General features: G+C 67.2%; 9 protein-coding genes. 6 read left to right on the top strand and 3 right to left on the bottom strand.

What is annotated here, in order from left to right:
* From MJ785_RS17390 to MJ785_RS17380, 3 genes are all read right to left on the bottom strand, one after another.
* Positions 1-355, bottom strand: a 355-nt coding sequence (locus MJ785_RS17390; protein ID WP_239381801.1) for an ABC transporter substrate-binding protein, incomplete at its 3' end; no start/stop codon positions are given.
* 627 nt (positions 356-982) lie between these two features.
* On the bottom strand, positions 983-1,888 hold the full coding sequence (locus MJ785_RS17385; RefSeq protein ID WP_239312076.1) for a sugar phosphate isomerase/epimerase: 906 nt from the start codon (positions 1,886-1,888) through the stop codon (positions 983-985).
* 169 nt (positions 1,889-2,057) lie between these two features.
* Positions 2,058-2,882: a trans-aconitate 2-methyltransferase gene (locus tag MJ785_RS17380; RefSeq protein ID WP_239312078.1), complete on the bottom strand. Its 825-nt coding sequence runs from the start codon at positions 2,880-2,882 to the stop codon at positions 2,058-2,060.
* 606 nt (positions 2,883-3,488) lie between these two features.
* On the opposite strand from MJ785_RS17380, the gene MJ785_RS17375 reads away from it, so the two are divergent.
* The 6 genes from MJ785_RS17375 (at position 3,489) to MJ785_RS17350 (ending at position 9,994) form a co-directional block, all read left to right on the top strand.
* Positions 3,489-4,676: a sensor histidine kinase gene (locus MJ785_RS17375; RefSeq protein WP_239312079.1), complete on the top strand. Its 1,188-nt coding sequence runs from the start codon at positions 3,489-3,491 to the stop codon at positions 4,674-4,676.
* A 93-nt stretch (positions 4,677-4,769) separates the two neighbouring features.
* Positions 4,770-5,537 carry a LytTR family DNA-binding domain-containing protein gene (locus MJ785_RS17370; protein WP_239312082.1) on the top strand — a complete coding sequence of 256 codons (768 nt, stop codon included), beginning with the start codon at positions 4,770-4,772 and terminating at the stop codon, positions 5,535-5,537.
* 14 nt (positions 5,538-5,551) lie between these two features.
* Positions 5,552-5,974, top strand: coding sequence for a hypothetical protein (locus tag MJ785_RS17365; RefSeq protein ID WP_239312085.1), 423 nt, complete (start codon positions 5,552-5,554; stop codon positions 5,972-5,974).
* Positions 5,975-5,986: 12 nt separating this feature from the next.
* Positions 5,987-7,801 (top strand): cation acetate symporter, encoded by a 1,815-nt coding sequence (locus MJ785_RS17360; RefSeq protein WP_239312088.1) that lies wholly within the window; start codon positions 5,987-5,989, stop codon positions 7,799-7,801.
* 184 nt (positions 7,802-7,985) lie between these two features.
* The gene (locus tag MJ785_RS17355) at positions 7,986-8,348 is read left to right on the top strand and encodes a DUF485 domain-containing protein (protein WP_239312094.1); all 363 of its coding nucleotides are present in this window, start codon (positions 7,986-7,988) and stop codon (positions 8,346-8,348) included.
* Positions 8,345-9,994, top strand: a complete 1,650-nt coding sequence (locus MJ785_RS17350; RefSeq protein WP_239312091.1) for a cation acetate symporter — start codon at positions 8,345-8,347, stop codon at positions 9,992-9,994. Before MJ785_RS17355 ends, MJ785_RS17350 begins: the two co-directional genes overlap by 4 nt.
* Positions 9,995-10,510: the final 516 nt, after the last annotated feature.

The raw sequence follows: 10,510 nt of genomic DNA, 5'->3' as shown, positions 1-10,510 counted from the left end.
CCCTGTCGTCGTTGATCAGGGAACGGGCGCTGGCGAGGTTCGTGGCGGGATCGGAGGCATCGTCTCGCCAGCTGTAGGACAGCGTCCGGCCGTTGACTCCGCCGGCCGCGTTGACCGTGCCCAGCCGCGCGTCCACGCCGGCGCGGAAGGCGTGGAATCCGCCTGCCAGCGGGCCGGTGTCCGGGTAAAGAAGACCGATCTTGATTTCGTTCGCGGTTACTCCGGGCACCGCGCAGTCCTTGCTTGCCCGGCTGTTGGTGGGCTGCGACGTCCCACACGCGGCCGTCGTCAATGCGACCGCGGCACTCACGACTGCGACAGCTACCCGCTGGGCGGTTCGGCGCTGTCTGTCCATAGAGAACCCCTTGCCAGGAGCGTGTGCTGAAAAATCCGTGACTCCCGAACGATGAATGGGTGAGAGCGGATGCGGCTGGCGGAGCACGGCTGGACGACCGGCCTACCGGCTCTGGGGACGGTCAATCGCGGCGGACGGACGCGGCTGGGAAATCCTGGGTGTAGCCGGCTCCACCGAACAGCTGGCAGGCCGGGACCGTTCGCCGGCTCGGTGCGATGACGGGGCTGGGGCGCCGGTGCTGCCCGGCATGGGTGGGGGCGGCCCGTTTCCCGGAAAGCCGCGCTGTGCGTTGGCCGGCCGCATTCGTGCCCGAGAATTCTGCTGGTAACCGTTGACGGGGCCGACCAGATCGGCGGGTTCGGCCACCGTCACCTCAACCGGTTCTTCAGCGGTCTGTGTCACATCCGACAGCCTGAGCCAGGACCGACAGCGTGAGATAGCTCCAAACGGAGATCTCGGTCAGGAGGTCTCCGGGCAGAGATAGCGGACAGGGCCGAGGGCCGGGCGTGCTGGCCGATATGGGTACTCGCCTCGTTGGTACGGGTAAGACTCCCACCACCTGCCCGCACGCCATCCGCCGGGCCCGGCGGACAGGAAGTCTCGGTGCGTGGAGCGTGTGGGCGTCGCCTATGGTGCGGAGCTTCTCACCGGAGTCGTTGCCGGCCGCGGCGGGTGGAGCGGGCCGTGCTCTGGATGATCGAAGCTGGTGGTCGGCAGGGTGCTGAGGAAGGTTCTGGCCTGAAACGCCGCATGGATGCGTGCCACGCCGGGAGCGGCGGATGCTTCCACCATCACCGGTCCGCGATAGCCGGCGTCGGCGAGCTGGTTACACAGCCGGGTATGGTCGATACGACCGGTTGTACCGGGCCAGCGTTGCTCGTGCTCTGGCTGTCCGGCCGGTGGCGGGTCGGCCAGCCGGACGTCGATGACTCGCTCCAGCCAGGTGCGGGACTCGGTGGCGGTGGTGGATGCGAGATCGCCGAGGGCGCCCGCGGCGGCGAGATGGGCGCTGTTGACGACGAGCCCGGTGGCCGGGCCAAGGGCGGACAGCAGCTCGACCAGGTCGGTGAGGCTGCCTGCCGGGTCCTGCGGAGTGTGCCAGGCTGTGGTCGGCCGGTGCAGGTGCTCGATGCCGAATGTCAGTCCGGCTGTCCCCGCGAGATCGACCAGGTTCGCGAGCGCTCCTGGCAGGGCGTGCCGGCGCGTTGCGACCGGGATGATGTCGGCTGGCAGCCGGGAGGAGACCACGGCCACTCTGAGCCGGGCGCTGTATGCGGCGGTGGCGGTGAACGCGGCTAGCGCGGCGTGCCGGGTGGCCGCGTCGGCGGAAAAGAGATCATTCATGGGGTAGACCCAGGTGACGGTGAGCTGATGGTGGTCGACGAGCCGCGCGAGGCGGTCGCGGTCTGTCGGCGGGGTCAAGTGCAGGTGCAGGTGCACGCCGGTGAAGCCGGCGGCGATCGCCATGCGGGTGACGGTTGGTGGATCATCATCGGGGTATCCGAGGCTCTGTAAGGACAGTGACGGGATCATTGCGGGGCCTTGCCGGCGCGGTGACCGGTTGGTGCCGAGCAGCGTGTGCTGAGGCCAGCCGCCGTGGCGGCTCTGTTCGAACCGGCTCTGTTCGAACCGGCTCTGTTCGAACCGGTTGTGTTGCGCGGCGCGCGATCCGGCCGCCCGGCATGGCCCCGCTGAAGCGTGTTCATGGGCGGATATCCAGGATGTAGCGGGTGCCGGCCGCGTCCGCTGGACCGGCGTGGTCCTGGTAGCGGGTGCGGACGTCAACAACCCGCAGGCCGGCCAGCTCAGCGATGAGCAGCAGTTCCGGAAGGTTGTAGGACCGCATGACGTGGATGTGCTCAGCCTCGTCCAGCAAGGCCAGATCCGGGCTCGTAACGGTATGTCGAATCCGTTCAGTGACAACATGTGTGGTGCGATCAATGCTGATCGTGGTCGTGACCGTCACCGAGCCATCCGGGTGCCGATAGGTCCGTTGCGGGAGGGAGATCGGCATGTCCAGCGCGGCCCGGTAGACCGGATCATCCCAGAACGCCTTCACATCGAGCAGCAGCCGCCCCCCGACCGTTAATCGAGCCGCATAGTCGGACAGGAGACCAGCCTGATCGTCAAGGACGTACTGGAAGACCCCGGAGGTGAACAGCACCTGCCGAACCGGCGGCAGAACGTCGGGGGCGTGCCGCAGGTCGGCATATACCAGCCCGACCTGACCGTTGCAGCGTTTCCAGGCGGCGGTGAGCATCGCCCCGCTATGATCGATCCCGGTCGCTGGGATTCCCGCCGCGACGATCGGCGCCAGGATCCGCCCGGTGCCGCAGCCGACCTCGACCACCGGTCCGCCGAACTCGACAGCAGCCGCCGTGTAGAAGTCGCTGTCGGCACGGCAGGCGCTGAACTGCGCGTCGTCAAAGGCGGCTGAGGCCTCGAACAGCTGATGATTCGCCTTGGCCACATGTTGCGGGTCGATCTCGGCCGACTCCGGGAGACGGCCGAGCCGTACCGCGGTCACTGGTATTCCCCCGCGGATGTCGCGGGCACGGCGATGTGTTCTCCGATACTCCTCGGCCGTTGGTGAAGCATTGTAAATGGTGCGCGGGATAACATGTGTGAACCCATTAGGTGGCCTCGTGGTTGCTGGATCATGTCGAGTGTGCTCAGTAGCATCGGAGAATCTCCTTCAGGCCGATTGGCGGGTAGGCTTGCCGGAGGTCAGCTATTCTTGTTGGCAGGCATCTTTCTTCCAGTGGTGCCGGTCGGCGCGCGATACGGCCGGTGAGCTCTGAAAGCCTGCGCTGGACCGGCTGCATCGGGTAGCTCCGATCGGAGGTCTCGGTGCGGGGGTCTCCAGATGGAAGTGGCGGACGAGTCCGAGCGGTCCGATAATGAGGACGATGGCGTGTGAACGGCGAGGGCCCACGACGGCCGGGGCCCACCGCAAGGCCCTTGTCGCCGGTCGTTTGTGCCGGCTGGGCCAGCCATGCCGGGCGTCTCGCACGGTGGTCACGGTGAACGCGGTGGTCACGGTGAACGCGGCGTTCACCGTGGGCGCTGGGGAACCGGGCGCCACGAACAAGCTGGGCACGGCCGAGCCGTTGTCCGCGGCTGTCGCACGAACGTGATTGTCGGTGGCATTCCTGCCGTCGGGCTCGCGGCCGTCCTCGCCGTTGCCGCCGGCCTCGTTGTCTGGGGCTTCCGGCATCGCGGCGACCTCGGGACAAGCGCTGACCGGGCCACGTTCGCGACCCTGCATACCGCCTCTTTGGCCGCCCCTCACCTTCGTGAGGGGCTGACACCGACCGGCGCGTCCCGATCCGTCCGCCATCTGCGTGCCCTGCTCGGCACCTCGGCTGTTGCGTTGGTGGACGTCGCCGCGACCCTCGCCTGGGACGGGGCTGGGTCGGGGGCGCACGCCGAGTCCGCGATCGAGCATGCAGGCTCAGCGCTGACGACCGGGCGGACCGTGGTCCTCACCGCGTCCGACGTCGCCTGCTCCGATCCGGACTGCCCTGTCCGTGTTGCTGTGGTTGCCCCGGTGACCAGCGAAAACCAGGTCGTCGGCGCGCTGGTCGCCTATGCGCCCAGCGTCGGTGCCGGCTTGGTCCGGGCAACTGAGGAGGTGGCGCGTTGGGTTTCCACCCAGGTCCAGCTTGCCGAGCTGGAGGTGTCCAGGACCAGAGCCGTCGAGGCGGAGCTGCGGGCATTGCGTGCCCAAATCAGCCCACATTTTGTCTACAATTCACTGGCAGCGATCGCTTCGTTTGTCCGTACCGATCCGGAATGCGCCCGCGTGCTGCTGCTGGAGTTCGCCGACTTCACCCGTTATGCCTTCCGCCGGGGTGGGGAGTTCACCACACTCGCCGAGGAGATGCGCAACATCGAGCGCTATCTCGTGCTGGAGAAGGCCAGGTTCGGCGACCGGTTACAGGTGCAGATTCTGGTGGCTCCGGAGGTGCTACCGGTCGCGGTGCCATTCCTTGCCATCCAGCCACTGGTGGAGAACGCCGTACGGCACGGATTGGAGGAGCGGACCGGTGTCGGCCACATCTCGCTCGGGGCCACCGATGACGGCGCCGAGGCACACATCTGGGTGGAGGATGACGGGGTGGGCAGTGATCCAGAATTGGTTCGTCGGGTCCTGGCCGGTGAGTCGGACGCGGATTCGATCGGGCTGGGCAACGTCGACTCCCGGCTGCGGTCGGTCTTTGGCGACGCCTATGGGCTTGTCGTGGAGACCGCACCGGGGGCCGGCACGAAGGTGAGCTTCCGGGTGCCCAAGTTCGCGTCGGGGGTCCGGGCCGGCTGAATACACACCAGCGTGTTCATGCTGGCTGGACCCTGATGTTCTGAAGTAATCTCCAGTTATGGTGAGTTATGTCAGCTCCGATGCCCCGCCGCGGTGAGAGGCTGTGGTGAGAATCTGAGCGCGCTGGTGGTGGATGATGAGACGCCGGCCCGCAACGAGCTTGTCTGGTTACTTGACGCGGATGGGAGGGTGAGCCGGGTCCGCGCGGCGAGTAGCGGAGCCGAAGCCCTGCGGGCTCTCGACGCCGAACGGTTCGACGTCGTGTTCTGTGATATCCGGATGCCCGGCCTGGATGGCCTGGATCTTGCCCGGGTGCTCGGGCGCTTCGCCGTCCGCCCGCAGGTCGTGTTCGTCACGGCCCACGAGCAGCATGCGGTGGCCGCCTTCGACGTGGCGGCGACCGACTACCTGCTCAAGCCGGTCCGAGCGGAGCGGCTGGCCGAGGCGCTACGCCGGGTCGTCGATACCGGTGGCGCTGTCGGCGGTCGCACAGCGTCAGCGCCGGATGAGACGATCGCCGTGGAGCTTGGTGGTGTCACCCGGTTCGTCCGGCGGTCGGAGGTGCGCTTTGCCGTGGCGCGCGGTGACTATGCGCGCCTGCACACCGCGTCCGACGGTCACCTGGTGCGGATCTCTCTGACAGCGCTGGAGGAGCGCTGGGCTCCGGTCGGATTCGTCCGTATCCACCGCAGCACCTTGGTCGCGCTCGCCTTTATCGACGAGGTCCGCATCGAGGAGGGCCGCTGTTCCGTCCGGCTCGGTGACTGTGTCCTGCCTGTCAGCCGCCGGCACAGCAGACAGCTGCGGGACCGTCTCGTACGCTCGGCGAGCCTGGCTCGGGGCCAGGGTGACCGGCTCTGACAGGAGGCGGCGGGATGGCAACGGGCGACACACCGGACGGCGGCTCCCGGCCGGAAGCACGAGCGGCCCGCCCATCGGCACGGGTACGCATAACCAGCCCGCGGATGGATGCCGCGCCTCGCCCGCCCGCGTGGCCGCTGGCCCGGGACCTCGACGAGCAGACCGCGCTTGGTGAAGTCTATCTGCGCTCACTCCTGCGGGCACAGGTATGGCTGGGAACGTCGCTGCTGGGAACAGTGCTGCTTACGATCGGCGCGATCCCGGTCGTGTTCGCGATGGCTCCGGCGCTGGGCACCGCCCGGCTGCTCGGCATCCCGCTGCCCTGGCTGCTGCTCGGTCTCGTGGTTCATCCCGTGCTGCTGGTGGCCGCCTGGTGGTACATCCGGATGGCGGAACGGAACGAGCGCGACTTCGCCGGCCTGGTGGACCGGCACTGAGGCCGCTGCGGAATGGCGAACACGTGGCCGCAGTCGCTGGCTGTCGCTGGCGTCTGCCTCGCGACGCTGGGCATCGGTGGGCTCGGATTACGGCTGTCCCGCACCACGAGCGACTTCTACGTCGCGAGCCGGTCGGTCAGCCCGCGTTGGAACGCCGCGGCGATCAGCGGTGAGTACCTGTCGGCCGCGAGTTTCCTCGGTGTCGCGGGCTTGGTGCTCGCCTCCGGTGCCGAGATGCTCTGGTACCCGGTCGGGTACACCGCGGGATACCTGGTGCTGCTCGTCCTGGTGTCGGCACCGTTACGCCGGACAGGCGCTTACACGTTGCCGGATTTCGCCGAGATCCGGCTGCGCTCCCCACTGGTCCGCCGGGTTGCCTCCCTGCTTGTCGTCGGCATCGGCTGGTTGTATCTGGTGCCGCAGTTCCAGGGGGCCAGCCTGACGCTGTACACAGTTGTCGGCGCACCCCGCTGGGCCGGAGTCGCCATTGTGGTCGCGGTCGTCTTGGTGGGTGTGCTGGCCGGCGGGATGCGCTCGGTAACGATCACGCAGGCGTTTCAGTACTGGCTCAAGCTCACGGCGATCGCGGTACCGGTTCTTTTCATGCTGGTGGTCTGGGGTGCCGACGGCGCGCCCGACCCGTCGGCCGCAGGACATCCCGTGACCCGGCAGACGACGACGGTGCGCCTGATCGAGGACACCCGGCTGCGCGTGGTCGAACCGGTCACCCTGACCGTACATGGAAAGATCAACGGCGATCGTGTGGACGGGAGTGTGCGGCTGGCCCCTGTCGCCGCACCGGCCGGCAGCGTACTGCTGGCCGCGGGCAGCACGGTCACCCTGGCGGCCGGCGAACCGGTACCGCATGCCGAGCAGATCATGCCTCTCGACGGCTCCAGCTGGTCGCGGCCAACCGCGGCCGATGGGCGGGGCCCCGCCCTGTACCGAACGTATTCGCTGATGCTGGCGCTTCTGCTCGGCACGATGGGATTACCCCACGTGATCGTGCGTTTCTACACCAACCCCGACGGGAGAGCCGCTCGGCGGACCGCGGGCGTCGTCGTCGCCATGCTCGGCGCTTTCTACGTCTTCCCGCCCCTGTATGCCGCGCTGGGCCGGATCTACGCTCCGGACCTGTTGCTGACCGGACGGACGGACACGGTGGTGCTGCTGCTGCCGGGGCGGCTGCTGCCCGGGGCCGGCGGGCACGCGATCTCCGCGCTGGTGACCGCGGGCGCTTTCGCCGCCTTCCTGTCCACCTCGAGTGGATTGACGGTGTCGGTTGCGGGGGTGCTTGGTCAGGACCTGCTCCGCGGCCGGGTGAGCGTTTCCGGCTTCCGGATCGGGGCTGTCATCGCGGTGGCGGTTCCGGCGTCGGTTTCACTGCTCGCCACGCAGGTCGGCCTCGCTGACACCGTCGGCCTCGCGTTCGCGGTCGCCGCGTCGACGTTCTCCCCGTTGCTGGTACTTGGTATCTGGTGGGAGAAGCTGACGGTAACCGGCGCGCTGGCCGGACTTGTCGTCGGCGGCCTGCTCGCGGGAGCGGCGGCGACCGTCACCATGGTGGCCGGCACGCCGGCCGGCCTGGCTGGTGCGATGTTCGCCCAGCCCGCGGCGTGGACGGTGCCGCTGGTGTTCGTGGTGATGATGGTTGTCTCGCTGTTTACCCCAGGCAGCACCCCGGCGGGAATCCGCCAGCTCATGGTGCGTCTGCACGCTCCCGAAGGCCTGGGCCTCGACCGCGGCGCGGCTCCCTGCCGGGGGGCCGCGCCGCCGGGCCGCCTGGGCGTGGCGAGCCGGACAGATGACCTCCGGAACACGCCCTAACCGTTCGTCGCGTGAAACCGGCCGTTCGTCGTGTCCGCCCGGCCCGCAGAGCGCTGAATCCGTGCCACTGATCGCACTCGTGCCTGTGAGGAGTGCGAGGGATTCCAGCTTCGCGACACAGTGATAGCTGTCACAGGCCGCTTTGGGTGGCCGAGCGACGATCTTTGGAGGATGCCGGGTGAGCATGATTGACGTCGTCCATGGCGGCGAAGGTAAATCCCACAGCGGCAGTGGCTCGGTGCCGAGCTACCGCAGCATCCAGGACAGTCCTGAGTTCATCGAGCACCGGCGGCGTTTCCAGCGCTTCGTCTTCCCCGTGACCGCGCTGTTCCTCACCTGGTACTTCCTCTATGTCTGCCTCGCCGCGTTCGCGCGCGGCTTCATGGCTACCAAGGTGATCGGCAACATCAACATCGGGTTGCTGTTCGGGTTCGGTCAGTTCGTTTCGACCTTCACTATAACAATGATTTATATCCGATGGGCGGACCGGCGTTTCGACCCGACCGCGGAGCGGCTGCGCGCGCACTTCGAGGGGGGCGGGTCATGACAGCCACGTCCGCAACCACCCTGCTCGCCGCCGAGACCGTCGGCAAGCCAGCGGTCAATATCACGATTTTTGCGATATTTATCATGATCACTTTGGCCATCGTCATCCGGGCGTCGGGTGGCAACCAGAGCGCCGCCCACTACTACACCGGTGGCCGGGCGTTCACTGGTCGGCAGAACGGCATCGCCATCTCGGGCGACTACCTGTCGGCGGCCTCATTCCTCGGCATCACCGGAGCCATCGCGCTGCAAGGGTACGACGGCTTCCTGTATTCGATCGGTTTCCTCGTCGCCTGGCTGGTCGCGCTGCTGCTCGTCGCCGAGCTCCTGCGGAACACCGGCAGATACACGATGGCCGACGTGCTCAGCTTCCGGCTGCGACAAGGACCGGTGCGGACCGCCGCGGCGATCTCGACCCTGGCGGTCAGCTTCTTCTACCTGCTCGCGCAGATGGCCGGCGCCGGCGGACTGGTGAACCTCCTGCTCGGCATCAAGGGGAGCACGGGCCAGAACCTCACGATCGCCGTCGTCGGCATCTTGATGATCGTTTATGTGCTGGTCGGCGGAATGAAGGGGACCACCTGGGTCCAGATCGTCAAGGCGGTCCTGCTCGTCCTGGGCGCCGCCCTGATGACGTTCTGGGTGCTCGGCAAGTCCGGCTTCGACCTCTCCTCGATCCTCGGCGACGCGGCCGCGGCCAGTCCCAAGGGCGACGCGGTGCTCGAGCCCGGCGTCAAATACGGGCTGTCCACCCTTACGAAGATCGACTTCATCTCGCTAGCGATGGCCCTCGTACTCGGCACCGCCGGCCTGCCGCACGTGCTGATGCGCTTCTACACGGTGCCGTCGGCCCGGGAGGCACGCCACAGCGTGGTATGGGCGATCGGCGTCATCGGTGTCTTCTACCTGTTCACCCTCATCCTCGGTTACGGCGCGATGTATCTGGTGGGCGCGAAGCGCATCAACGCCGCGCCGGGGAAGGCCAACGCGGCGGCTCCGCTGCTCGCCTACGAGCTCGGCGGCACGCTGCTGCTCGGGATCGTCGCGGCGGTCGCGTTCGCCACGATCCTGGCGGTTGTCGCTGGCCTCACCATCACAGCCAGCGCGTCTTTCGCCCATGACGTCTACAACAACGTGCTGAAGAAGGGCGCCGCCGATCCGGACGCGGAGGTGCGGGTTGCCCGGACCACCGCCGTCGTTATCGGCGTGGTGGCGATTATGGGTGGCATCTTCGCGAAGGATCAGAACGTCGCCTTCCTGGTCGCGCTGGCCTTCGCCGTCGCCGCGTCGGCGAACCTGCCGACGATCCTCTACTCGCTGTTCTGGAAGGGGTTCACCACCCGCGGCGCGTTGTGGAGCATCTACGGGGGGCTGATCTCATCGGTGCTCCTCATCGCGTTCTCCCCGGTTGTTTCGGGGAAGGTCGACGCGGCTACCGGGAAGAGTGTGTCGATGATCACAGATAAGTCGATCGACTTCTCCTGGTTCCCGTTGGAGAATCCCGGGATCGTCTCCATCCCACTGGCCTTCCTGCTCGGCTGGCTCGGGTCGGTCACCAGCAGGGAGTCGCGGAACGCGGACAAGTTCGCCGAGATGGAGGTTCGTGCTCTCACTGGAGCCGGGGCGGAGAAGGCACTGGTCCACTGATTTTCCCGGTCCGAAAGGACTGGAGCAAGCCCGCCGGTATACTCCCCCGGCCGGCGAGACGAGGCATGGCGGTCAGCGCGGACCGCCATGCCTCGTCTTTTTCGTGAGCGGCCATATCTCGTAGTTTCTGCCGCAGGCGCAATGCGGGCCGGGCAACGCATCGTGAACGGCAGCGGCACCTGTGGCCTGCCAGCGACTGAGGGCCGATTGGATGGTCGCTTTGAGTAATCGATGGGTCCTTGTGGGCATTCGCTTCTCGGGTGTGGTTAAACTCCTCCGCAGGCCGGGGTCGGTACCTCGATAAGCCCGCTCCGGATGTCATGTACGCTCAGTGGCGAACATCGCTTTTGTTTGCTGAAGGCCAGTCCTGCTGGCGGTTACTGAGGCCCAGCGACAGGACGGACGACGTCGAGTGCTTCCAAGTGGAGGTCTCCATATGGAGATTGCGTGTAGGGTTGGCGATAGCCCATCCTGAATGGTTATAATTATTCTGTGCCCACTCGCGTCACGGACGAC

Source organism: Protofrankia sp. CiT1, from assembly GCF_917627335.1.
Lineage (GTDB): Bacteria > Actinomycetota > Actinomycetes > Frankiales > Frankiaceae > Protofrankia.
This window is presented reverse-complemented; position numbering and strand designations above follow the sequence as displayed.

Excerpts from the sequence above, each read along its gene's own strand:
- MJ785_RS17385 (WP_239312076.1), bottom strand. The coding sequence starts at position 1,888 with ATGATCCCGTCACTGTCCTTACAGAGCCTCGGATACCCCGATGATGAT.
- MJ785_RS17355 (WP_239312094.1), top strand. The coding sequence starts at position 7,986 with ATGATTGACGTCGTCCATGGCGGCGAAGGTAAATCCCACAGCGGCAGT.
- MJ785_RS17350 (WP_239312091.1), top strand. The coding sequence starts at position 8,345 with ATGACAGCCACGTCCGCAACCACCCTGCTCGCCGCCGAGACCGTCGGC.
- MJ785_RS17360 (WP_239312088.1), top strand. The coding sequence starts at position 5,987 with ATGGCGAACACGTGGCCGCAGTCGCTGGCTGTCGCTGGCGTCTGCCTC.
- MJ785_RS17365 (WP_239312085.1), top strand. The coding sequence starts at position 5,552 with ATGGCAACGGGCGACACACCGGACGGCGGCTCCCGGCCGGAAGCACGA.